The following is a 23,058-nucleotide window of genomic DNA, read 5'->3' on the forward strand; positions in this document are numbered from 1 at the left end:
CTGAAATCCACCGCACCACTACACCGCCACTTCCATCTCCCGAACTGCCTGAATGATCTTCGTCTTCATATGGAAGAACGTGTCGCTATCTCTCAACGCGAGCGTGCGCGTCGCGCCCAGCTCAGCCGTCACGTCGATGTCTGCGATGATCCGCGTGGGACGCGGCGAGAACATGATGATGCGGTCGGCAAGAAAGACCGCTTCCTCCACATCGTGCGTCACGAAGATCACCGTACGCGATTCCTCGCTCTGGATCCGGCGCAATTCCACCTGAAGCTGTTCGCGCCGTTGCGCGTCGAGCGCGCCGAACGGCTCGTCCATCAGCAGCACTTCCGAGCCTGCCGCGAGTGTGCGGGCAATCGCAACGCGCTGACGCATGCCACCCGAAATCCGGTTCGGGTACGTGTCGGCAAACTCGTGCAGCCCGACGAGACGAAGGTAATGCTCGGTACGACGGCGCTTTTCCTTGCTGCTCAGATCGGGCCTGTAGCGCATTCCGAATGCCACATTCTGGCCGACCGTCAGCCACGGGAACGACGAGTACGACTGGAACACCATGCCGCGTCGCTGATCCGGTTTGCCGACTGGTTCACCCTCCAGACGGATCTCGCCGGTACTGGGTGTGTCGAGACCACCCGACATCCGCATCAAGGTCGTTTTCCCGCATCCTGATGGGCCGAGAAACACGACGAACTGATTGCGCGGGATCGTCAGATGGAAGGGCGCGTCCACTACAGGCAATTCGCCAAACCGCTTGGTGACGCCGTCAAAGACGAGGTAATCGGTCGTTCGGATATTCATCAGTCTGTACTCTTCAGGTAACCGAACAGGCGTCGATGCAGCGCGCGAATCAACTGGTCGCTGACCAGTCCGATCAGCCCGATCACGAAGACGCCCGCCATCACGCGGTCGGTCTGCATATAACGGCGCGCGTTCCAGATGACGAATCCAAGCCCGCTGTCCGACGCGACGATTTCCGCGATGATGAGATACGTCCAGCACCAGCCCAACGTAATGCGCAGATTGTCGACGAGGTTCGGCAGCATCGCGCGCCACGCGATATCCATGAGAATCTGGAAAGGCCGGGCGCCGAGCGTGCGCGCAATTTCGATGTACTCGTTCGGCACCCGGTTGGCATCGTCCACGACCAGCAGCACGAGTTGAAAGAACGTGCCGAGCCACAACAGGAAGATCTTGGTTTCTTCGCCAACGCCAAACCAGATGATGCTGATCGGCACCAGCGCTGGTGTCGGCAGATAGCGGATGAAATCCACGATCGGTTCGAGCGCGGCGTTGATTGGGCGGTAGCTGCTCATCAGCAAACCGATCGGAATGGCCATTCCCGCGGAGAGGGCGAACGCTGCGAGAATACGGCCGATCGACACCAGTGCATTGCCGACGATCTGCCCTTCGAGCGTCATGACCCAGAGGCTTCGCCCAATTTCGACCGGGGAGGGTAGAAAGGCGGAATCGAGCCAGCCGCTCCATGACGCCAGTTGCCACAGCAACAGCACGGTGAAGCTCGCGCCGAGGCCAACCAGAACGTTGGCCCGGCGGCTGATACTGCCGCGAAAAGCGAAAGCTGCGGGAAGCGGTCGGGTCACTTGAGATCGGTCGCGGAAATGGATTGCAGGGCAGAGCTATCGAACGAACCGGCTGCCGACAGGGTGTGATCTGACGCACCGTTTGCCAGATTCAGTTGCATCAGCGTATCGAAGGTCTTGTAAAGGGAACCCGGCTGCTGGGGTGCGCCGAGATAGTGTTTGGCCATCGCGAGCGACGTGTAGCTGAGGCTGCCGTCGATACTCGCCTGGAATTCCTTGTCGCTCAGGTTGAAATGAGGCGCGGCAACGTGAATGAAATCCGCCGGCTTCGCCTTGTAATAGTCGATCGCCTTGTAGACGCCGATCAGGAAATTCTTGTACGCGACCGGGTCCGCTTTGAGTTTCGACTGGTTGACGATAATGGCGTCGACAATCGTACCAGGATAGCTCGCGGACGACACGAGAATATGGGCCCCGCGTTTCGCATCGAGCGTGACCGCCTTGTTCATGAAGGGCTGGAAGGTGCCGATTGCGGCCACGCCCGGATCCGAGAACACGGACAGCGCGTCCGAGCCCGCTGTTTGCTTGATGGTCATGTCCTTGTAACTGAGACCCGCCTTCTTCAGTTCGAGTTGCAGTAGCAGGTAGGCTGGGATATCCGTCTCCATCGCCACGACCTTGCCCTTCAGGTCGCTCACCGTTTTGATCGAACCGTCCGCGACCACGCCATCGCCGCCGTTCGATTCGTCGATGGTGCCGATCATCACCCCCGGCGTCGACGGTCCGCGCGGCCGCCGCTGGTAGTCGTCGACCGTGCGCATGTCGACCTCGATATCGCCATGCGCAATCCCGGCGAGTGCATCCGCCTGCTCGTCGTCGAATTTGACCGACACGTTCAATCCCAGCTTCCTGAAGTAGCCGAGATCGCTGGCGACGAACACCGGCGCGAATCCGGACCAGTTATTGCAGATCACGCGAATGGTTTTGTCTTCTGCGTGAGCTGCCTGAGCGGCGCCAAGCAGGGTGAATGCGACGAGCGCGGCACGTGCGGCGGGCTGAAGTGCGAGGCGATGCAACATAGCGGGTACCCCTAACGAATAAACAGGATGGAAATAGCGGAGAGGAACAATCAGCTGCGAGTGGGATTGGCGTCGCCAACCCACCGGTTCATGCGGACATCGACAGCGAGCGACTTCTGGTACATGGCGCGGTAGTGCGGAAGCCACTCGGCGGCTTCGCGCATCAGGTTGTCGCGCTGTCCGGCGGCGGCCGCCATGATGGCGCGCGCCTCCTTGCGCAGGGCGGGTTCGTCGATGGTCAGAAGCCGGCCGTCCTGCATCACGACGTGACCTGCCACCATCGTCATCGCGATGGCCCGGCTGGCATCCGCGTACACGAGTTGGCGCGCGATATCGTTGAGCGGCGTGAACGGTAACGTATCCAGATCGAGCATCACGAGATCGGCCTGAAAGCCGGGCGCGATACGCCCGAGCCGCTGTTCCTGACGCATCGCGGTAGCGCCCCCTTCGAACATGCAGCGCAGGATTTCGCCCGCGACCGGCCAGCGATCGGGATCGGGGTCGCCGATCGTGTGGATCAGCGCGGCGGTCTTCATGACCGACCACAGGTTGACCGCGTCGTCCGCGATGATTTCGTCGGAGCCAAGTGCAACCGGCACGCCCGCCTGGACGAGACGCCTGAACGGCATGACGCCGCTGCCGAGTCGGAGATTGCTGATCGGATTGTGAATGACCTGCGCACCGGCGCGCGCCAGCAGGGCGATGTCGTCATCGTCGATCCACACCGCGTGGATGACGTTCATCCGCGCGGACAACAGTCCGAGATCGTCGACGTACCGGATCAGCGAGCGGCCATTGAGACACACCTCGCCGAATACGCGCTGAAGTCGGGTCTCCAGCATGTGAATGTAGAACGGCAGATCGTGAGCGCGGCTCAGCGCATCGAGCCCCTGCAGATAGTCGACGCTAACCCGCTGTGGCGCCGAGCACGATACGGCGACCCGCAAACGTCCATTGCTCGATTCATGCCACGTATCGATCAGATAGCGGTAGTGCTGCAGCAACGCATCGGACTGCATGGGCGCGGGCGTTTCGAGGCGCGCCTTCAGATCGGCGGGAACGAGTTCGCCCAGGAACGGGAGCTTCTCGATCTCGGGCAAGTTGGGTTGGTCGAGCGCCACGGTCGCACGCATACCGATGTCGCGGTAGGCGCTCATCACAGCGTCGATCTCGCTCTCGCTTGGCATCGGCAGGAAGAACGCATCGTCCTGCACGGACGTCACGCCGAGCTTGAGCATCTCCGCGGCGCCGATCTGCGTGCGCACGTACGCGGCCCGTGCGGACATGGCCGCGTCTGGAGTCGACGGCACTTCGTAGAGCATGAAGAGTTCGAGCGGCAGACTGTCGAGTGCGCCTTTCAGAAAATTGGTCGGCGAATGGAAGTGCGCATTGATCAAACCCGGCATGACGAGATGTCCGTCACCTTCGATCACGTGCGCATCGGCGAGGTGGCGCGACGCATCGGGACATATCTCGCGAATCCGGCCGTGTTCGATCACGATGTCCGCACGGTCGTAGTGCGGGCTTACAGGATCCATGGTCAGAACGCGGGCGTTCGTGATGACGGTCAAGGGTGCCACACCGTCGCTTGTCTGGGCCGATAACGTCTTCGCCGGCCCAACAGGGTTGTCGCTCATCGCGATCACCTTTTGCTGGACGGGCACGCCAACCCGATATCCTCTGGGAGACAGAGGAGCGCTTCCTTCAACGGGACCGACTCTAAAGAAAAGTTTTCAACGCGTCAACGCGTCAAAAATCGCTATTTCGCAATAGGCGTTCGCGCAAGAGACAATTGAATGTCGATGCGACCCGGGCCATCCGCAGGCGATCGTCGAGCGCTCAAGCATTTATTCACTTCCGTTTTGATTCGGCATACACTGAATTTGCCTTTTCCTTTAACCTGCTTCGCCAATACCCGGTAACAGACGCATTTGCAGATGCTCTTGTCGTGCTCTGCGAGCCGAAGCAGGTCGGGTCGGCCCGTGCCCAACACACCTTGAACGGGACGACTCATCATGGCCGATACCAGCTACATGGCACGGAAATCCGTTGCCGATATCGTAGGAAGCGCCGACGCGAAAGGCACCCACTCGCTCTCCAAAACGCTCGGCGCCACCAGCATTACTGCAATGGGCATCGGCGCCATCATCGGCGCCGGCATCTTCGTTCTGACGGGCACCGCCGCCGCGCAATTCGCCGGACCGAGCATCATGCTGTCGTTCGTGCTCGGCGGCATCGCCTGCGCGTTCGTCGGACTCTGCTACTCGGAACTGGCCGCCATGTTGCCGGTTTGCGGCAGCAGTTACACCTACACGTATGCAACGCTAGGGGAGATCTTCGCGTGGATTATCGGCTGGGATCTGATTCTCGAATATGCAATGGGCGCGGCCACCGTGGCGGTCGGCTGGTCCGGCTATATCGTGAGCCTGCTGCATAACGTCGGCCTGACTATTCCGCCCGCGTTGTCCGCGGCGCCGGGCACCGTCATCAAACTGGCGGACGGCTCGACCGTAACGGGCATCATCAATCTGCCGGCCATCTTCATCATTGCCGCTCTGACGATCTTGCTGGTGCTGGGCACCAAAGAATCCGCGCGCCTGAACAACATCATGGTGGCGGTCAAGCTGGTGGTGGTCGTCGCTTTCATCGCACTTGGGGTGTTCTTCATCAAGCCGGCCAACTGGCATCCGTTTATTCCGGCAAATACCGGTGAATTCGGCAACTTCGGCATGAGCGGCATTCTGCGCGGATCAGCCGTGGTGTTCTTTGCGTTCATCGGTTTCGACGCCGTTTCGACGGCAGCGCAGGAAGCGAAGAAGCCGCAAAAGGACATGCCAATCGGTATTCTAGGATCGCTGGTCATCTGCACCGTGCTGTATATCCTGGTCGCCGGCGTACTCACGGGTCTCGTGCCCTACGCAGATCTGAACGTTCCCGATCCGATCGCGAAGGGCGTCGATGCCATCGGCCTGAACTGGTTCTCCATTCTCATCAAGATTGGCGCACTGACCGGGCTGACCACCGTCATTCTCGTGTTGTTATATGGGCAGAGCCGTATTTTCTTCACGATGTCGCAGGATGGTCTGCTTCCCACGCTTTTCGCGCGGGTTCATCCACGACTTCAAACGCCTTATCTCAGCCAGATTCTGATCGGCTCGATCGTCGCGGTGGTGGCAGCACTGACACCCATTGGCGTGCTGGGCGAGATGGTCAGCATTGGCACGCTCTTCGCGTTCATTCTCGTCTGCGGTGCCGTCATCTACTTGCGCCGCAGCGATTCCGATGCGTCGCGTCCTTTCCGCGTGCCGGGTGTGCCGGTCGTGCCGGTGCTCGGCATTCTGTTCTGTCTGCTACTGATGGCAGGTCTGCCACTCGTGACCTGGCTGCGACTGGTGGTGTGGCTGGTAATCGGCCTCGTCATTTATGTGTCGTACGGGCGGAATCATTCGAAGCTACGCTTTCCCGAGCGCCGTTGAGGGGGCGAAGCTGCTGCTCGTTCATGGACGCTTCGAGCAGCATCATTCAGCCCGCACCTTACCTAACCGGGCGACGCGTTCACCAAGTGTCGAACTCTGTAACGACGCCTCGTAGTGAGCGCGTGACTTCGCTGCTTCGTGGTCCCCCGCGGCAACGGCATGCAACTGCGCCTTCATCGAACGCACCGTGCTGGCGTCGCACTTCTGCAAAGCATCCACGTATTCCTGAACGCGTTCGGGGAGTACATCGGGCGGCACGAGTTCGGTGAGCACGCCAATGCGCAGCATCTCCGTGGCGTCGATCTCCATCGCTGTCAGGAACAGACGCCTGGCCTGCATGAGACCGAGTTCGCGCACGTATCGACGCATGCCGTCGGGATAATAATGAAGCCCGATTTTCGCGGCGGGCATGAACATGCGCGAGCCCGTCACGCCGAGACGGATATCGCAGCACAGCGCGAGATCGATCGAGCCGCCATACACGCTGCCGTTGAGTGCGCAGATCGTGGTGACCGGCAGCATTTCCAGCTCGTTCAGAAACAGCTCGAATGACGTATCGATATGATTGTTCGCGAGTTGCGATAACGTGTAGCCCGAACTGAACGTGCGCGTTCCGGTCCCGGTGATAACGAGCGCGACGGCGTTCGCGTCGGCCTGGAGGTGGGCGAGTACGCGGCGCAGTCCTTCGAGATCGGCAGGGTCGATGCGGTTGTGTTGTGCCTCCCGGTCCAGACGTAGCGTAGCGACGCCGTCCTGCATGGAGAACACGAATCCGCTCGATGTCGGCATAGTCTGCTTCATCTTATTGGCTCAGTTTGGAAGAGGTGCACCACGCGTTTCCATTGCCCATCGCAACGCGACGATGCCGACGATAAACACCGAGGCCGTGACCGCTACCGGCATACCCAGCGTGCCGGCGCGATTGACCGCGACGCCGAGACCGAGACTCACGCCCGCAGCCACGAAACGGCCGATGGACGTCGAGAAGGCAAAGGCGGTTGCGCGAATGGACGTCGGATACTGCTCGGGTAACCAGAGCGCGTACATCGCCGCATTACCGCCGCCAAACCCGACGAAGAACGACAATACGATGAAGGGCACGAGTCCGGAGGGCAGATAGAAAGCCCACCCAAAAGTAATCGCCAGGAAGCCGGCGGCCAATACGTAATAACCCGCCAGCGTCAGGCGCCGCCCATAACGTTCGGCAAAAAACGGTAGCGCAAGGCATCCGAGTATCGTCCCGATGGAATACACCGCTGTGGCGACCGATGCGAGTTTCATCGCATTGATGGACGCAATGCCCTGACGCTCGGCAAGTTGTATCACTGCGCCGGGCAAGTAGATCGAGCCGCCCCACAAACCCAGAATACCGACGGTCACAAGCACGGCATTGACGATGGTTCGCTGGCGAAAGGGCGCGGAAAAGATTTCACGCAAAGGTTGCCGGCGCTCGGGCGTGACGTCGCTGGCTTTTTTAACGCGCTCCCACCGGTTGGTCTCCGGCACCTTGAATAACGTGTAGAGCGCGACCACCACCGGCAACAGTCCGCACAGGAACATCGCTCGCCAACCGTAGAGCGTGCCGATCGTGTAATTGAGCCCTGACGCGATGAAGAAACCCGCGTAATAGCCGGTCTGAAGATAACCCGCGCCGGCCCGGCGACGATCCTCCGGCCATGCTTCCGCGACGTAGGTTCCCGCAAGCGCCCATTCGCCGCCAACGCCCACTCCCGCGAGAAACCGGAAGAGCGCGAGCTCCCAGACATTGTGCGAGACAGCGGCGAGACCGGTGAACACCGCGTAGCAAAGCGTGGTTGCGGCGAGCATCCTGATGCGCCCAAACCGGTCTGCCAGCGGTCCCCAGATGTACGAGCACCCCCAGCCCACCAGGAATAGCGCGAACATCAGCGAACCCGCGAGCCCGATGTTCCCGGCAGTGGCCGCATAACCCGAAAGCGGCAACAGTTCCTTCAGCGCGGGAACGAGCACCAGCGCATAGATGACGGAGTCCATCCCATCGAGCGTCCATCCCGCCCATGCCGCCCAGAAACCGGTGATCTGCTTTCGATTGAGCCGCGTCTTCACCGCGGCGTGCCTGGCGCCAAGCGCCCGATCTGTGACGTTCATGGCTGTCTCCGACTGTTTTTATGTACCCGCAGGCGTTGCTGCGCGACTCGTCCGTGCGGCGCGAGTGCGAGGCCTCGGGGATGCGTCGAACTAATATAAGCTTCGGTCGAGGTATCGAATAAATACCGATTTCTGATCGAGCCATACCGCGTCCTTATGGCTTGTCGATTCATCCACGAGTGGGGAGACGATCCGGTGGATCTCAGGCAATTGCGCTACTTCGTTTCGATCGTCGATTCGGGCAGCATCACGCGCGCGGCCGATACCTTGTGTGTCGCACAACCGGCGCTCAGTCTTGCCATCAAGGTTCTCGAACAGGAGCTGGAGGTCCGGCTGCTAAGCCGCAGCGTGCAGGGCGTCAAGGCGACGACAGCAGGCGAGCTGCTCTACCGCCACGCGATGGGTATTCTCCGGCAAGCGGACAATACGCGCGCACTCCTCGCCAGCCAGACGCTGCAGCCCGGTGGAAAGGTGGCGGTGGCCATGCCGCACAGCACGGCGCATCTGATCGCGAGTGACGTAGTGGAAGCGTTGCGCCGCGCGTATCCCAGCATCAGCCTGGAACTCATCGAAAGTTCCTCGGCCGATCTGCAGGCGATGGTGTTGCATGGCCGTGTCGATCTGGCTGTCATGGTGGTCGATCAACCGGTGCGCGGTCTCGTGCAAACGCCTTTGCTCAATGAGCAGATCTTTGCCGTCTATCGCCCGGGGCTGACTGAGCAGAAGAGCGTGTTCACGGTGGCGGAACTCGCGAAGCTTCCGCTCGTGCTGATCAGCCAGCCGAACATCGTTCGCACCAAACTCGATCAGGCCTTCGCGGCGGCGCAGCTCAATTATCAGCTGGTCGCGACCGCCAACTCGACGCCCTTGCTCGTGTCATGGGCGGAGCGGGGCGTGGGCGCCACCATCCTGCCGTGGTCGGCGATTCACGAGCAGGTCGTGTCCGGCAAGCTGATCGCTACGCCGCTTGCGGGCGATGTCTGGCAACGCGATCTGTGGTTGTGTCACGCCGATACGCTACCGCTCACGCCCGCAGCGGAAGTCGTGCAGAAACTGATCATCGACGAAGTGAAACGACGGCTTGCGCCGAGCGAATGGGTCGGCGCACGCAGCCTCATGCCGGAAGACCAGCATGAGGGAGCGCGGCCGTCGCAGCCGGGTTCATAACGGAAATCAATTGCGGTATCGTCAAACGGTATTTTTCGATACGGCGGCCGGTGTCTATAGTTCTCCGTCACATGCATGAAGATAAATCCGGTCGACGCATGGCGTTACGACCGGTCAAACGGAGACAGCAATGACGTTACCGCTGCAGGGCATCAAGGTTCTCGACCTGACTCGCGCGCTGGCCGGTCCCTTCTGTTCGATGATCCTCGGCGATCTCGGCGCCGATGTGATCAAGGTCGAACCGGCACCGACCGGCGACATGATCCGCACATGGGGACCGTTCGAAGGCGGCATCAGCGCGTACTACCTCTCGTGCAACCGTAACAAGCGCGGCATAGCCGTCGATTTCCGCACGGAAGAGGGACTCGCGCTGCTGCGCAGCATGGCAGGCAAGGTGGATGTGGTCGTCGAAAACTTCAAGACCGGCACGATGGAAAGCATGGGGCTCGGTTACGACGCGCTGTCCAGCGTCAATCCGCGACTCGTCTACGGCAACATCACCGGCTTCGGCCGGACCGGGCCGGCCGCCAACTGGCCCGGCTTCGATCAGGTCGCGCAAGGCTATTCGGGCTTGATGAGCCTGACCGGATTGCCCGAAGGCGGCCCGACGCGCGTCGGGGTAGCGATCGGCGATATGACGGCGGGCATGTGGACCGCGATGGGCGTGCTCGCGGCATTGTTCTCGCGCGAGCGCAGCGGCCGTGGGCAGCGGGTCGAAAGCTCGCTGCTCGCCGGACTCGTGGCGCTGCTCGGCGTGCAGGGGCAACGTTATCTGAGTGCGGGCGTGATTCCCGAGCCTACCGGTAACCATCATCCGGTGATTGCGCCGTATGGTGTGTTCGAGGCCAAGGACGGCCCGCTCAATCTCGCGCCCGGCACGCCGGACATGTGGGTCAAACTCTGCACGTTGCTCGAACTCGAGCCGCTCATGTCCGATCCGCGCTTTGTCACTAACAAGGAGCGCATGGATCATCGCATGGAGTTGAAGGCAATCATCGATAACAAGCTGGGAGAGCGCACGCGTCACGAATGGACGGTCGAGATGATCCGTCTCGGCATTCCTGCGGGACCTATCAACAATCTCGAAGACATGTTCGCCGATCCGCAGGTCATTCATTGCAAGCTGGTCGAAGAGGTCGCGCATCAGACCATCGGGCAATTGAAACAGGTGGCCAGCGCAATCGGCATGGGTGAGATGCCGGAGGGCTCGGTCCGGATGCCGCCGCCTATGCTGGGAGAGCATACGGCGAGCGTGCTGCGTGAATTTGGATTTAGCGCGGAACAGATAGACCGGTGGTTGAGCACGAATGTCGTGACGCAATTCGATGCTGTGGTTGCGTGATCGGTCTTTGCGTGACGCCGTGCCCTTGCTGATATAGAAAATCTAAATAACACTCATCGATCCCGCTTCATGGACGGTGTCCCAGAACTCCCGAATACTTGAATAACCCGGCGCACACGACCCAGCCGGTTTATAAAAGAGGGAGACATTCTCGTGCATACCGACCCACCGATGAACGTCGAAACGTTCATCGATTCACAGCCGCTTTCGAGGTTTCAGAAGCGCATTCTGATTCTGTGTTTTCTCGTGGTGGCGGTCGACGGTTTCGACACGTCGGGAATCGGCTTCATCGGCCCGGCGATACGTGCCGACTGGCATCTGGCGGCCGCCGCACTCGCGCCGCTTTTTGGTGCCGGGCTGCTCGGGTTGACTGCCGGCGCGCTGCTGTTCGGACCTTTGGCCGATCGCTACGGACGCAAGCGGATTCTGATCGCAGCCATTGCGGTGTTCGGACTCGCGAGTCTTGCCGCGGCGGCGTCGACGAGTCTGACGATCCTGATCGCTTTGCGCTTCCTGACCGGCGTCGGCCTGGGCGGCGCGATGCCCAACGCCGTCACCCTGTCACGGGAGTATTCGCCGGCCTCGCGGGGCTCGAGCCTCGTCACGCTGATGTTTTGCGGCTTCACCATTGGCGGTGCGCTCGGCGGTCTCGTCAGCGCGCAGTTCGTGAGTACGATCGGCTGGCGCGGCGTACTTGCCGTGGGCGGCATCGCACCACTCGCGTTGGTGCCGCTACTGGCCTGGGCGCTGCCGGAGTCGCTGGAATTCCTGTTGCTTCGGGGCACATCGCGCGATGCCGTGCTCGCTGAAAAGATAGCGGCGCGCATTCTGCCGGCCGGTGCGCCACGCGTCCTGCTTCGCTCGGAAGAAAAAGCGCTGACGCAAACGTCCTCTGCCCGCGCCTTGTTTGCGCCTCGAATGGCGTCCATTACCGTGCTTCTGTGGACGACGTTTTTCATGATCCTGCTGATCGTGTATCTGCTGACCAGCTGGATGCCGTTGCTGCTCGCCGCCGCCGGCGTCTCGCTCAAGCAGGCGTCCCTGATGACGATGATGTATCAGGTCGGCGCCACGATCGGCGGAGTCTGGCTGGGCCGGCGGATGGATCGTTCGAATCCGCAACGCGTGCTCGCGCTGGCTTTTCTGGTGGCCACGGGCTTGTTCGTCGTCTGTGCGTTCTCGGTCGGCTCGAAGGCCATCATCGTGACGACGATTCTGGGCATCGGCTTCTGCGTGGGTGGCGGCACGATCGGCGGCTACGTGTTATCGGGCAGCTACTATCCGACCAGCAGCCGCGCCACGGGCGTGGCGTGGGCAAACGCTGCCGGCCGCGTGGGTGCGGTACTCGGCTCGATGCTCGGTGGCGCGCTGATCAGCGTAGGCGTCACCTTCCAGACGTTTCTGCTTTCGCTTGCCGTGCCAGGCGTCATCGCCACGCTGTCCATGCTCGGTCTCGAACGATTGCGCCGCGAGCAAGCCTTATTGGAACCGCTCACGAGTCGAACACTCGAGCCCGTTACCGAGCCGGCGCCACGCACCGGCGTTTAGGGAGCCGGCGATGTGTCGACGAAAACCTCCGTGACGATCGAACGCAACCATCGATGCCCTGCGTCGTGGTGATTGCGCGGATGCCAATGCTGCTTGACCGCATAGGCGGCGAGATCGAAAGGCAATGCGAATGAACGGATCGATTTTTCCGCGAGCATGAGCCCCGCGAGTCGCGACGGAATCATGGCGATGAGATCCGTGCGCGCGACGATCTCGGCGACACCGAGATAGCTGGGTACTTCGAGTACGACGTTGCGATTGAGCTGCTTGTCGCGCAAGACGCGGTTGAGAATTGAGTGTCCCGTTCCGGACGGAGTCACGGAGACATGCCCTTCGGCAAGGAAGTCCTCGACGCTCGGCTGATCGCCCAGCCTCGGATGATCGGCGGCGACGATACCGACGTAGGTTTCATCCATGATTTTCTGTTGGTAGAAGCCGTCGTGGAGCTGCGGCATGAAACCGATCGCGAGTTCGATGGCACCCGTCTGCATCAGGCCAACCGTTTCATCGGCGATATGGCTGATCGTCAGTCGAACGCCCGGCGCGACGAAACGTAAGCGATTGAGCAAGCGGGGAAGCATGACGTTCTGCGCGATATCGGTCAGCGCCACTCTGAAATTGCGGTCGGCATCGACGGGACTGAAAAGCGTCTGGTATCGGGACACCGCGTCGAAGGAGGCGAGCAGGTCGAGGACCTGTTCATACAGGTCCGTTGCAAACGGCGTGGGTTCCATTCCATGCGAGAACCGGACGAAGAGCGGGTCGTGGTAATGCTCGCGCAGTTTGGCCAGGTTGAACGAAATGGTTGGCTGGGACAGACCGAGATTCACGGCAGTCTGCGAAACGCTGCCGGTTTTATAGGTCTCCGCAAATATCGCCAGCAGTTTGACGTCGATGTCTGCCATTTTTTTATCCGATGAAAGTATGAGTGCCGTATCTATCAACATTATCAATCTCGAGACCGAGGAAACGCTATGAATACGAATCCGCCAATCGCACTGGTCACAGGCGGCCGGCGCGGTATCGGCCGGGCAATCGTCTGGCATCTTGCAGACCAGGGCTTCGATGTCGTCATCAACGATCTCCACGACGACGGGAGCCTTCAGGAGACGATTGCCGGGGTGGAGCGGCGCGGGCGCAAGTGGGCGCTCGCGCTGGGCGATATTGCGGACCTCGATGCACAGGACGAACTCGCCGCACGGGCATGGTCTGCTTTTGGTCGGATCGACACACTGGTCAACAATGCCGGCGTGTCGGTGTTGTCGCGTGGCGATCTGCTGGATGTTTCCGTCGAAAGCTACGACCGCAATCTGGACATCAACCTGCGCGGACCGTTTTTCTTCACGCAGCGAATCGCGCGCCGCATGCTGGAACAAGGCGAATCCGCGCATTACCGCGCGATTATCTGCGTGTCGTCCACGAATGCCGAAACGGTTGCGCTGAACCGTGGCGAGTACTGCATTTCCAAAACAGGCGTCTCGATGATGGTCAAGCTGTTTGCGGCGCGCCTGGGCGAGCATGGCATCGGCGTTCACGAGATCCGGCCAGGCATTATCCGCACGGATATGACCACGGTGTCGGCGGCAAGTTTCGACGCACGGATTCGCGAAGGCCTCACGCCGATTCGCCGCTGGGGCGAACCCGACGATATAGGCCGTGCGGTTGCCACGCTCGCCGTCGGGACGTTCTCGTTCTCGACCGGAAGCGCTTTCGAACTGGACGCCGGCATGCACCTGAACCGGTTTTAACGCGAGGACGGGGCTTATGACAACACTCCACAGGTCAGCCATCGTCATGGTGCACGGCGCCTGGCATTGGGGCGGCTGCTTTCACAAGGTCGCCACGCTGCTCTCGGCGCGAGGTCACCCGACGCTGCTGCCGGACCTCAAGTCTCACGGCTTCGATCCCGCGACCTATGACCAGGTCGCCGATATCGCCGACTACACCGCATCCGTCGCGTCGCTGCTCGAGAACGCGGCCGAGCCTGTCGTGCTGGTGGGACACAGCATGGGCGGCGTGGCGCTGACTTACCTTGGCGAGAAGTATCCGGAGAAAATCAGCAAGCTCGTTTATTTGACAGCGTTCATGACGCCGGCTGGAAAGTCGGCGAACGACTATCTGTTCTCGGACAGCTATATGAACGATCTGTCTGCGAAAGATCTGTTCGAGATCGTGTCCGGTTCAGCGGACGGCAAGGGTGTCACGCTGAACATTCACGAGAGGCTGAAGGTGCGCGCCTCGTTTTATGGCGATTGCAGCGCGCGCGATATCGCTATCGCGGCGAACAACGTCGTGTCGACCAATACCACCGCTCCGTATGAAGCGAGGACAGTCACGACACCGGGCAGGTTCTGGTCGATTCCGCGGGTCTATATCGAGTGCACGAAAGATCGCGCGCTTCCGCTCGGTCAGCAACGGCAAATGCAGGCCGACGTGCCCGGTGCCCGAGTCATCGCGATGGAAAGTGGTCACTCCGCTTTTTTCTCCCAGCCCGAACTGCTTGCGCAAATCATCGCTCGCGAAGCGCAATAGCGACGGCCAACGCCCGACGCATGCCTCGCCGCATCAAGAACTTTTACCCCCGTTTTCTGGAGAACCGACAATGTCACGGGACCAAGCGTTTTCCCCCGATTTCCTGCCCGAGGGCTTCAGTCACGAATCCGCTTTTCTGGCGGACGTGAGACTGCATTACGTGACAGGCGGCAGGCCGCCCGGAACCGCGCCGCTGATGCTTCTGATCCATGGTTTCCCACAGAACTGGTGGGAATGGAATCGGGTACTCCAACCGCTGGGAGAACATTTCACGTTGATCGTCCCCGATCTTCGCGGCGTGGGCCACTCGGACAAGCCGGAGTCCGGTTACACGAAGAAGCAGCTTGCAGCGGACCTGTTCGGTCTCGTGGACGGTTTCGGTTACGGGCCGCCGCATGTCGTCGGACATGACATCGGCGCGATGGTGGCTTACGCGTATGCGTGGCAATTCCCGGTCCGTTCGCTCACGGTTCTCGACGCATCGATTCCCGGCGTCGGCGACTGGGACCAGATTGCATCCAGTCCGCTGCTCTTCCATTTTTCATTCCATCAGAAACCGCATCTGCCCGAGGCGCTGATCTGCGGCGGACGTGAGCTTATTTACATCAGCTCGTTTATCAACGATCGCGCGGATAACCCCGCGGCGATTTCGGCCAGCGATATGGACGAGTATGTCCGCGCCTACACTTCCCCGGGCGCTTTTCGGGCCGCGATGGAGATGTACCGGCAATTTCCTCAGGACGTGATCGATAACCGCAATGCCGGAAAACTGCCCGCGTCCATTCCGGTTCTCGCACTCGGTGGCGACCGCCGATGGGGTCCGCACATCGTCGCCCGAATGAGTTCGGTTTCCGACAACGTGCGTGGCGGTTCAATACCGAAATGCGGCCACTTCCTCGCGGAGGAACAGCCTGATCTCCTGGTGCGGGCGCTACTCGACTTCTGCAACACATAACCCTGCGGGCGCGGCTTTTCATCGATGACGTCCAGCGTGCTGCCCGAGCGGCGGGAGAATGGAAATGAGCAGTGAGATGGTGTGCGGCTCGCAGCGACTGTCGACCGGACGGCTCGCTTATCGTCGAGCCACGGCGGCTAACCCGAAACAGGTCGTCCTGTTGCTGCATGGCTGGCCCCAGACGTCCTGGGCGTGGCGGCATGTCATGCCCAGGCTCAGCCAGAGGTTCGACGTCATCGCACCGGACCTTCCCGGTTTCGGCGATTCATGGAAGCCGGAAGGCGGCTTCGACAAGAAGACCATCTCGCGAAGCCTTCATGAATTCGTCGAGGCGCTGGGCATAGAAAGGCTCGCGATAGTCGGTCACGACCTGGGCGGCCACGTGGCCTACGCGTACGCAGCGCAATGGCCCGACACCGTGAGCCATTTCGTATTCGTCGAAAGCAGTCTGCCCGCTTTCGGGCAAGAGCAAGCCATGGACGTATCGCGCGGTGGGAGTTGGCACTTCGGCTTCAATATGGCTGGCGACATATCGGAATCGCTCGTGTCGGGCCGCGAATTTCTGTTTGTGAATCACTTCGTGCGACGGGAGAACGTAGGGGTGTTCGACCCTGAGTCGATCAGCGACGACGAGGTGCATGTCTACGCGCGAGCGCTGGCTCGTCCCGGCGCATTGCGCTGCTCGTTCAGTTACTACCGGGCGTTACCGCGGGACCGTGAAGACAATGCGGTCTGGGGCAGAACGCCGCTGCGGATGCCGGCGCTTGCCGTGGGCGCCAGGTGGGGTTACGGACCTGCCTCTGCAGAAACGCTGCGGCGAGTCGCGGCCCATGTCTCGGAGCGACTCGTGGACGATTGCGGTCATTACGTTCCGGAAGAGCGGCCCGATGAACTGGCCACGATCATCGGCGAATTCATAGCGGGAGAGCCGGCCTGATCTGCTCGCTGCCGATAGCCGGCCGCCTCACTCAAAGCCCCGGGTAATGTCCTGCTGCGATGTCCTTCAGCAGCGTCGCATGCGTCAATTTCCAGCCAAGCAGCGACTGCGTGCGTGCGCTGGACGCCGGAGCGTCGGCACCGAAGAACATGCCCAGCCAGTCGAAGTGCGCCTGAGCCTGGTCGGCCGGAATCGACTCCACGGGGATATCCAGGAACTGCCCGAGCGCCGCCGCGATGTCGCGTGTGGCGACGCCCTCTTCGGCAACGGCGTGCAGCACGCTGCCCGGTGTCGCGCTTTCGATTGCGAGTTGCACCAGCTTGCCGGCATCGAGCCGGTTCACCGCCGGCCAGCGATTGCGACCCTCGCCGATGTAGCCCGACACGCGCTTCTCGCGAGCGATGCGCGCCAGCACCGCGACGAAGCCGTGGTCGCCACCCGCGCCGTGCACCGTCGGCGCGAAGCGCACGACCATCGAGCGGATACCGCGCTCGGCCAGTCCCAGCGTGTAGGCCGCGTTGGCCATGCGCGGATGCACGCCGGCGTGCGGCATATCGGCTTCGGTGCCGACGCCGCCGCCTGAGGCGAGCCCAAGCGTACCCGAGGCGATCAGTAGCGGGCCGCCCGTGGCTTGCAGCACGTCCGCGAACGCGTCGATGGCCGCTCGATCGGTCTGCGCTGCGGCCGCCATCTGCGAGAAATCGTGGTTGTAGCCCAGGTGCACGACGCCTTCGGCGCGTTTCGCCGCGTCGCGCAGGCTGCCGAGGTCGTCCAGACTGCCGCGCACGACTTCCGCGCCCAGCGCGGCGATCTTCGTCGCGGACTCGTCGTTGCGTGCCAGCCCGAGCACGTGATGACCTGCGGCTATCAGTTCTTTGGTGCTGGCCGAGCCGATCCACCCCGACGCACCGGTGACGAGAATTCGCATGAGACACTCCGTTATGTCATTAAGTGACATCAGTATAGGCTTATGATGTCACTCTGTGTCAACACTCGAGTGAGAAATATGGGTCGCTGGGAACCCGATGCCGAGAGCCGCTTCCGCGCCGCGGCTCTGGAACTGTTCGGAAAAATTGGCTACGAGCAGACGACGGTGGCGGCCATCGCGGAGCGTGCCGGACTGACCGCGCGGACGTTTTTTCGCTACTTCGCCGACAAGCGCGAAGTGCTCTTCAACGGTACCGAACGTCTTCAGCAGACGATGGTCGACGCACTGACTCAGGCGCCGGCCGAAGCCTCGGCAATCGAGGCGATCGCGGCCGCCTTGAAGTGTGCCGGCGATTTCTTCGATGACGAGCTTCGTCCCTTCTCGCGTCTGCGCAGCACGGTGATTGAGGCGAATGCGGAGTTACGCGAACGCGAGTTGATCAAGATGGCGACACTGACGGCGGCGCTCGCGCAGGCGCTGCGCGAGCGCGGGGTCGTCGAGCCGGATGCGAGCCTTGCGGCCGAGGCGGGCATCGCCGTCTTCCGCATCGCATTCGGACAGTGGGTTGATGAGTCGGAGCAGCGCGGATACGGTGAGATCGTGGAGGAATTGCTCGCGCGCATGAAGGCGCTCACGGCCGGCGCTTAGGCGATTCGTTAAGAATGCTGGTAGGCATCACTTGGCCGCTAGCGCAATTCGAACCCCAAGGCAGTTAGCGCGTCGCGCAGCCGGTCCCGGCCATGCAACGATTCGCGCGTGCGCCAGCGCTCGATCGAACGTTCGGTCCACCGTGCGTCCGACTGTCCCTGCCGGGCCTGGAAACCGGCGAGTATCTCGTCGTAGAGCGCGATGCCTTGCGCCTGGGCGCCGGCATCGTACTGGTCGCGATGCAACACCACCGATTGCGGCAGTCGCGGCTTGATTTCCGCGGGCCGCTCCGGGTCCGCGTAACCGACGCACAGGCCGAATACCGGCAACACGCGCGGCGGCAAAGCCAGTTCTTCGGCAACCTGCTTCGGCGCATTGCGGATAGCGCCGATATAGACCGAACCAAGTCCGAGCGACTCCAGCGCGGTCACGGCATTCTGCGCGGCGAGTGCGGCATCGATAACGCCGACCAGCAGCGTCTCCAGATAATGCAGGCCCTCGGGGTGCACGCCGGCGTGTCCGGCTACCGCTTCGAGTCTCGCGAGGTCGGCAAGCCAGACCAGAAAGAGCGGGGCGGTTCGAATGTGTTCCTGATTGCCCGCGAGCACGGAGAGCCGATGCCTGCGTTCCCTGTTCTCGACGGCGACGACACTCCACGTCTGGAGGTTGGAGGAACTCGGCGCGGATTGAGCGGCGGCGACGAGTGTTTCCAGCGTGTTGTCGGGAAGCGGGCGATTTTCATACGCTCGCACGGAACGATGCGATAACAGGGTTTGCAGTGTGTCGTTCCAGCCTGCCAGCGCATCGGCTGAGTTTGCACCGTAGCGGTTTTGTAGCGCTTCCGCCGAGGCGTTGCTGTCGGGTGTTGCTTCAACGTTAGTGCGCTTTAGCGTTGCTTCAGTGGACATTTTCTTTCACTCTTCAAACAGGGGATGAGACGCTGCACGACCAGCGAGCGCTGGTGTGCGGCTACCTTAACCAGAATTGCTGGTCGCCGGCTCAAAGACCAATATGAAATTTTTCGCTATCGATATGTCGGGACGAGCGTCGCGCTTTTACCGCGTCGAGCCGAGCCGATTTGCGGCCACACGCCGGTGTCTCGCAACACGCCAGGATGAAGCGACTCGACGCGGCTTTCGCCGAGCAATGCCATGTCTCGGGCGATCTCATCGCGCAGCAATGCGGCGAGATGTGCAACGCCCGCCGCACCGCCGACAGCCGCCGCGTAGTTGAACGGACGGCCAATCAAAACCAGCTTCGCGCCTAGCGCCAGCGCTTTCAGAACATCGGTGCCCCGACGGAAACCGCTGTCGATCATCACGGTCAGTTCCGGGACCGCCGCGACGATGTCGGGCAACACGGTAAGAGGCGCGACGGCGCTGTCGAGTTGACGTCCACCATGATTCGATACGATCACGCCGTCTACGCCATGCTCGCGAGCCAGCACCACATCCTCCACCGAGAGCACGCCCTTGATCACCAGATTGCCGGGCCAATGGCGCCGGATTCCCGCGAGATCCTCCCAGTCGAATGCCGCGCGCCGGCCAAAGAGACCCGCGGCGGCTGACGAAAACGCCCGCGTGCCGTTGCCGGCAGGCAGGTTGCGATAACGCGGCGCCCCACTGTTCAACAGTGTCTTGCCGAGCGTCCCGAACAGCCAGCGCGGATGCGTCAGCACCTGCCACGTGAGCGCGACGTCGGGTCGCAAGGGCGTCGTGTAGCCGCTGCGGCGATTGTTCTCGCGATTGGCGCTGACAGCGGTATCGACCGTCACGATCAACGTTTCATAACCCGCTTTGCCAACCCGGTCGACCAGCGCGCAATTGGCCTGCTGATCGCTCGACAGGTACGCCTGAAACCACGCGCCCGGGGCCTGCGCCTGAATCACTTCCAGCGGGGTCAGCGCGGCGCCGCTCACCACCATCGGAATACCGGCATGCGCGGCGCCAGACGCTAGCGCGAGATCGCCTTCATACGACGTCAACGCGACACCGCCCATCGGCGCCACGCCAAACGGCGAGCGATAGGACCGCCCGAATAGCGTGACGTCCTGCGCAATCTGCGAGACGTCGCGCAATACCCGTGGCACGAAAGCATACCGGTGGAACGACTGCCGGTTACCGGCGCGCGCGTGCTGGTCCTCGCTGCCGCCCGCGACGAATCCGAAGAGCGGCGCGGGAAGACGTTTTCTCGCCAGTACTTCGAAATCGTGAGCACTCAGGCATTCGCGTGCGAGACGCGGCGGAATTTTCACGGGCACTCCCTACCAGAACATAAAACGCGGAGCCCAATCTACGCGATGCCGGAACCGTTTTGTTATGCGTGGCGGGTTCTATAAAAAGAATGACTGCGTGGACCGAGGTTCGGTTTCGAGAGCACCAATACTATTCGTCTTGGAAAAATCAGCGCGCCACTGCACGGCACTTCAACTGCACACATCACCGCAACGATTGGGTATCTGAAAAATATTACGGATCACTGGATATATGCTTAGCACGATAAGTAAAAAAGAAACCGGGGGAAAAGCGCGAGGCGTCACGTCGTCGAACCCGCACCTGCGAGAACGGAGTCACCGGGTCTTCAATCGTAGCGCGATGAAAATGCTTCCGTTGTCGCTGGCCTCGATACTGGCGACCGGATTTGCCCACGCACAGGAGCCGGCGGCAGCGGTCCTGGGCGCAAGTGAGAGCACGGCGGCGACGCCGCCGGTGGCAAGTTCGTCCACGGGCGCGGCGACGCTGCCCGAGGTGACGGTGACGGCAACGCGTCATGTGACCGACCTGAAGAAAACGCCCGTGTCGGTGGGCGTCCTCAACGCGGACCGGTTCACCACGGGCGGCGTAGCGCAACCTGGCGATCTGAACGGCGCTACCGCGAGTCTCGTGGCCGGCGGCCCATCGCAGCGCACGGCAGGATCGGGCGGCATCTATATCCGCGGCATCGGCACGGGCTCGCCGACCTACAGCAGCGCGGTGGCGCTGTATGTCGACGATGTCTACATTCCGCGCTCGATCGGTAACGGGCTATACATGGCGTTCCCGGACGTGGAGCGCGTCGAGGTGCTGCGTGGACCGCAAGGAACGTTGTACGGGATGAACAGCAGCGCCGGCGCGCGCAAGGTCATTTCGCTGGACCCGACCGACAACAGCGCCTGGGTTCAGGCGACGGCCGGAAGCTATGGCGCCCTTGGGGTCAAGGCCTACGTGTCGCATGAAATCAAGCCGGGGCTGCTATATTTCAGTCTCGCGTACGGACGCTACAAAGACGACGGCTACACCAAAGACCCCGTGCTCGGCCGCGATATCGACGCGACCAATACCGAGGTGCTGCGCGCCAAGATCCGGCTGACGCCGACGCCCGACACCGAAGCGCTGGTCTCCTACGACATCGAGCGCGACCGCTCGGATTCCTACAGCTATATCGCGCCGAACTATCCCGGCTCCGGTATCCGTACCAGCTATGAGAACACCGATCCGTCGATCGACCGCGACATCTCCGGTGTGTCGTTGCGGCTCACCAAGAAGTTCGGCGACCACCTTTCGCTGCGCTCGATCACCGCGCACCGCTGGATTTCGGATGGCCGCTATCCGCTGACCCAGGACGGCGTGCCGACCGATCTGTATGGCTGGCTGCTGAACATCGATCAGCATCAAACCTCGCAGGAATTCCAGCTGAACGGCGACTATGACCGCTTCAGTTTCACGACCGGCGCGGTGTACTTTACCGAAGACGTGACGGACTTCCGGCCGGGCTGGACCAATTCGGTCTACAAGGGCATCGTCAGCCAGATCGAGAACAAGAGTTACGCGGTCTATGCGCAGGGGCATTACAAGATCACGCCGCAACTCGGTTTGACGGCAGGAATTCGCGTCAACCGAGATGAACAGAATTACGAGAACACCGGCTTTGCCTCGAACGCGGCCCTGCAGGTGCTCGGTACGACTTTCCAGACCGGTCAGCTGACGCAGAACGTGAATTCGGTCACGCCGAAGATCGGCATCGACTATCAATGGAATCCGTCGGTGTTCTCGTATGCGAGCGTGACAAAGGGCGAAAAATCCGGCGGCTACAATCCGGTCGCCGCGACCCTCGCCATTTCCAATATTGCGGTGTCGCCCGAGCGCGTGCTGACGTATGAGCTCGGTAACAAGGTGACTTTCTGGGGCGGCCGGGCGCAGTTGAACACCGCGCTTTTCTATAACGACTTCGACGACTATCAGGCGGCGATCGGCAACGCGATCGTCAATGGGCAACTGGTCAACGGTTCGGTGACGGTCAACGCCGGTAAGGCACGGACTTACGGTGCCGAGTTCGAGCTGACCGCACGTCCCCTTTACAACCTCAACGTGAACGCCTGGCTGACCGCGCAGCAGGCGCAGTTCCAGCAGTTCGTCAATCCCACGGGCGCGCCGACCGGCAACTATGTCGGTAACCAGCTACCGTACGCCTCGCACATCATCGCGGGCGTGCATGCGAGTTACCGCCTGCCGTGGAGCGTGCCCGGGACTACGCGCGTCAATGCGACCGTGCGCTATCTGTCCCGCTCGTATATCGACATTGCGAACCGGCAGCCGCTCGCCGCGCAAACATATATCGATGCTTCCGCCGATTACCGGTCGCCGTCGTCGAACTGGACGGTCACGTTCGAGGTGCGCAACCTGCTCAATCGCGCCTATGTGCTCGGCTACAACGTGACCCCGTCGATCGGGTTGAATGCCTACAACTACAGCCCGCCGCGAACCTTCCTCGTCAGTCTGCGCCGGGACTTCTGACGC

Annotated in this window: 20 protein-coding genes; 10 read left to right on the top strand and 10 right to left on the bottom strand. The window is 61.5% G+C overall.

What is annotated here, in order from left to right:
* Nucleotides 1-18 precede the first annotated feature (18 nt).
* From FQ746_RS12635 to FQ746_RS12650, 4 genes are read right to left on the bottom strand one after another with little or no spacing between them, the layout of a single operon-like run.
* Complete coding sequence (locus tag FQ746_RS12635) at nt 19-801, bottom strand: ABC transporter ATP-binding protein (protein WP_144109724.1); 783 nt, start codon at nt 799-801, stop codon at nt 19-21.
* Complete coding sequence (locus FQ746_RS12640) at nt 801-1,604, bottom strand: ABC transporter permease (protein WP_144109725.1); 804 nt, start codon at nt 1,602-1,604, stop codon at nt 801-803. Before FQ746_RS12640 ends, FQ746_RS12635 begins: the two co-directional genes overlap by 1 nt.
* Entirely contained in the window at nt 1,601-2,623 is a 1,023-nt protein-coding gene (locus FQ746_RS12645) for an ABC transporter substrate-binding protein (protein WP_144109726.1), read from the bottom strand. The genes FQ746_RS12640 and FQ746_RS12645 overlap by 4 nt, the downstream gene beginning before the upstream one ends.
* A gap of 50 nt (nt 2,624-2,673) precedes the next feature.
* Entirely contained in the window at nt 2,674-4,260 is a 1,587-nt protein-coding gene (locus FQ746_RS12650; protein ID WP_144109727.1) for an amidohydrolase family protein, read from the bottom strand.
* A gap of 378 nt (nt 4,261-4,638) precedes the next feature.
* Here FQ746_RS12650 and FQ746_RS12655 point away from each other — a divergent pair, with 378 nt between their 5' ends.
* Nucleotides 4,639-6,099 (top strand): amino acid permease, encoded by a 1,461-nt coding sequence (locus tag FQ746_RS12655; protein WP_144109728.1) that lies wholly within the window; start codon nt 4,639-4,641, stop codon nt 6,097-6,099.
* A gap of 42 nt (nt 6,100-6,141) precedes the next feature.
* Here FQ746_RS12655 and FQ746_RS12660 read toward each other — a convergent pair whose 3' ends face one another.
* Together FQ746_RS12660 and FQ746_RS12665 are read right to left on the bottom strand one after the other, a co-directional pair.
* Nucleotides 6,142-6,900: an enoyl-CoA hydratase/isomerase family protein gene (locus FQ746_RS12660; protein ID WP_144109729.1), complete on the bottom strand. Its 759-nt coding sequence runs from the start codon at nt 6,898-6,900 to the stop codon at nt 6,142-6,144.
* 9 nt (nt 6,901-6,909) lie between these two features.
* On the bottom strand, nt 6,910-8,226 hold the full coding sequence (locus FQ746_RS12665) for an MFS transporter (protein ID WP_144109730.1): 1,317 nt from the start codon (nt 8,224-8,226) through the stop codon (nt 6,910-6,912).
* 195 nt (nt 8,227-8,421) lie between these two features.
* On the opposite strand from FQ746_RS12665, the gene FQ746_RS12670 reads away from it, so the two are divergent.
* The 3 genes from FQ746_RS12670 (at nt 8,422) to FQ746_RS12680 (ending at nt 12,283) form a co-directional block, all read left to right on the top strand.
* Nucleotides 8,422-9,393, top strand: a complete 972-nt coding sequence (locus FQ746_RS12670; RefSeq protein WP_186310718.1) for a LysR substrate-binding domain-containing protein — start codon at nt 8,422-8,424, stop codon at nt 9,391-9,393.
* Between the two features lie 130 nt (nt 9,394-9,523).
* Nucleotides 9,524-10,735 carry a CaiB/BaiF CoA transferase family protein gene (locus tag FQ746_RS12675; protein WP_144109732.1) on the top strand — a complete coding sequence of 404 codons (1,212 nt, stop codon included), beginning with the start codon at nt 9,524-9,526 and terminating at the stop codon, nt 10,733-10,735.
* A gap of 153 nt (nt 10,736-10,888) precedes the next feature.
* Nucleotides 10,889-12,283, top strand: a complete 1,395-nt coding sequence (locus FQ746_RS12680) for an MFS transporter (protein WP_260854008.1) — start codon at nt 10,889-10,891, stop codon at nt 12,281-12,283.
* Here the strand turns inward: FQ746_RS12680 and FQ746_RS12685 are convergent.
* On the bottom strand, nt 12,280-13,329 hold the full coding sequence (locus FQ746_RS12685; protein WP_144109733.1) for a LysR family transcriptional regulator: 1,050 nt from the start codon (nt 13,327-13,329) through the stop codon (nt 12,280-12,282). The genes FQ746_RS12680 and FQ746_RS12685 overlap by 4 nt on opposite strands.
* On the opposite strand from FQ746_RS12685, the gene FQ746_RS12690 reads away from it, so the two are divergent.
* The 4 genes from FQ746_RS12690 (at nt 13,258) to FQ746_RS12705 (ending at nt 16,707) form a co-directional block, all read left to right on the top strand.
* Nucleotides 13,258-14,031, top strand: a complete 774-nt coding sequence (locus FQ746_RS12690) for a 3-ketoacyl-ACP reductase (protein WP_144109734.1) — start codon at nt 13,258-13,260, stop codon at nt 14,029-14,031. The two genes, FQ746_RS12685 and FQ746_RS12690, sit on opposite strands and share 72 nt — an antisense overlap.
* Nucleotides 14,032-14,047: 16 nt before the next feature.
* Entirely contained in the window at nt 14,048-14,815 is a 768-nt protein-coding gene (locus FQ746_RS12695; protein ID WP_144109735.1) for an alpha/beta fold hydrolase, read from the top strand.
* On the top strand, nt 14,784-15,770 hold the full coding sequence (locus FQ746_RS12700) for an alpha/beta fold hydrolase (RefSeq protein ID WP_260854009.1): 987 nt from the start codon (nt 14,784-14,786) through the stop codon (nt 15,768-15,770). Before FQ746_RS12695 ends, FQ746_RS12700 begins: the two co-directional genes overlap by 32 nt.
* A gap of 64 nt (nt 15,771-15,834) precedes the next feature.
* Nucleotides 15,835-16,707 (top strand): alpha/beta fold hydrolase, encoded by an 873-nt coding sequence (locus FQ746_RS12705; RefSeq protein ID WP_260854010.1) that lies wholly within the window; start codon nt 15,835-15,837, stop codon nt 16,705-16,707.
* Nucleotides 16,708-16,738: 31 nt separating this feature from the next.
* Here FQ746_RS12705 and FQ746_RS12710 read toward each other — a convergent pair whose 3' ends face one another.
* Nucleotides 16,739-17,635 carry an SDR family oxidoreductase gene (locus tag FQ746_RS12710; RefSeq protein WP_144109737.1) on the bottom strand — a complete coding sequence of 299 codons (897 nt, stop codon included), beginning with the start codon at nt 17,633-17,635 and terminating at the stop codon, nt 16,739-16,741.
* A 78-nt stretch (nt 17,636-17,713) separates the two neighbouring features.
* On the opposite strand from FQ746_RS12710, the gene FQ746_RS12715 reads away from it, so the two are divergent.
* Nucleotides 17,714-18,283, top strand: coding sequence for a TetR/AcrR family transcriptional regulator (locus FQ746_RS12715; RefSeq protein WP_144109738.1), 570 nt, complete (start codon nt 17,714-17,716; stop codon nt 18,281-18,283).
* Nucleotides 18,284-18,321: 38 nt separating this feature from the next.
* On the opposite strand, the gene FQ746_RS12720 is transcribed toward FQ746_RS12715, so the two are convergent.
* Nucleotides 18,322-19,191 carry an NADPH-dependent oxidoreductase gene (locus FQ746_RS12720; RefSeq protein ID WP_144109739.1) on the bottom strand — a complete coding sequence of 290 codons (870 nt, stop codon included), beginning with the start codon at nt 19,189-19,191 and terminating at the stop codon, nt 18,322-18,324.
* A gap of 116 nt (nt 19,192-19,307) precedes the next feature.
* Nucleotides 19,308-20,537 (bottom strand): alpha-hydroxy acid oxidase, encoded by a 1,230-nt coding sequence (locus FQ746_RS12725; protein WP_260854011.1) that lies wholly within the window; start codon nt 20,535-20,537, stop codon nt 19,308-19,310.
* Between the two features lie 340 nt (nt 20,538-20,877).
* On the opposite strand from FQ746_RS12725, the gene FQ746_RS12730 reads away from it, so the two are divergent.
* Nucleotides 20,878-23,055 carry a TonB-dependent receptor gene (locus FQ746_RS12730; protein ID WP_186310719.1) on the top strand — a complete coding sequence of 726 codons (2,178 nt, stop codon included), beginning with the start codon at nt 20,878-20,880 and terminating at the stop codon, nt 23,053-23,055.
* The last annotated feature ends 3 nt before the right edge of the window (nt 23,056-23,058 follow it).

The organism is Paraburkholderia sp. BCC1886 (assembly GCF_900996245.1).
Classification (GTDB): domain Bacteria; phylum Pseudomonadota; class Gammaproteobacteria; order Burkholderiales; family Burkholderiaceae; genus Paraburkholderia.

What these genes read in the sequence shown, in the direction of transcription:
- FQ746_RS12695 (WP_144109735.1), top strand. Translation starts at nt 14,048, where the DNA reads ATGACAACACTCCACAGGTCAGCCATCGTCATGGTGCACGGCGCCTGG.
- FQ746_RS12730 (WP_186310719.1), top strand. Translation starts at nt 20,878, where the DNA reads ATGAAAATGCTTCCGTTGTCGCTGGCCTCGATACTGGCGACCGGATTT.
- FQ746_RS12690 (WP_144109734.1), top strand. Translation starts at nt 13,258, where the DNA reads ATGAATACGAATCCGCCAATCGCACTGGTCACAGGCGGCCGGCGCGGT.
- FQ746_RS12645 (WP_144109726.1), bottom strand. Translation starts at nt 2,623, where the DNA reads ATGTTGCATCGCCTCGCACTTCAGCCCGCCGCACGTGCCGCGCTCGTC.
- FQ746_RS12685 (WP_144109733.1), bottom strand. Translation starts at nt 13,329, where the DNA reads ATGCCAGACGATTGCCCGGCCGATACCGCGCCGGCCGCCTGTGACCAG.
- FQ746_RS12655 (WP_144109728.1), top strand. Translation starts at nt 4,639, where the DNA reads ATGGCCGATACCAGCTACATGGCACGGAAATCCGTTGCCGATATCGTA.
- FQ746_RS12715 (WP_144109738.1), top strand. Translation starts at nt 17,714, where the DNA reads ATGGGTCGCTGGGAACCCGATGCCGAGAGCCGCTTCCGCGCCGCGGCT.
- FQ746_RS12720 (WP_144109739.1), bottom strand. Translation starts at nt 19,191, where the DNA reads ATGTCCACTGAAGCAACGCTAAAGCGCACTAACGTTGAAGCAACACCC.
- FQ746_RS12710 (WP_144109737.1), bottom strand. Translation starts at nt 17,635, where the DNA reads ATGCGAATTCTCGTCACCGGTGCGTCGGGGTGGATCGGCTCGGCCAGC.
- FQ746_RS12660 (WP_144109729.1), bottom strand. Translation starts at nt 6,900, where the DNA reads ATGAAGCAGACTATGCCGACATCGAGCGGATTCGTGTTCTCCATGCAG.
- FQ746_RS12635 (WP_144109724.1), bottom strand. Translation starts at nt 801, where the DNA reads ATGAATATCCGAACGACCGATTACCTCGTCTTTGACGGCGTCACCAAG.
- FQ746_RS12675 (WP_144109732.1), top strand. Translation starts at nt 9,524, where the DNA reads ATGACGTTACCGCTGCAGGGCATCAAGGTTCTCGACCTGACTCGCGCG.
- FQ746_RS12665 (WP_144109730.1), bottom strand. Translation starts at nt 8,226, where the DNA reads ATGAACGTCACAGATCGGGCGCTTGGCGCCAGGCACGCCGCGGTGAAG.
- FQ746_RS12650 (WP_144109727.1), bottom strand. Translation starts at nt 4,260, where the DNA reads ATGAGCGACAACCCTGTTGGGCCGGCGAAGACGTTATCGGCCCAGACA.
- FQ746_RS12705 (WP_260854010.1), top strand. Translation starts at nt 15,835, where the DNA reads ATGAGCAGTGAGATGGTGTGCGGCTCGCAGCGACTGTCGACCGGACGG.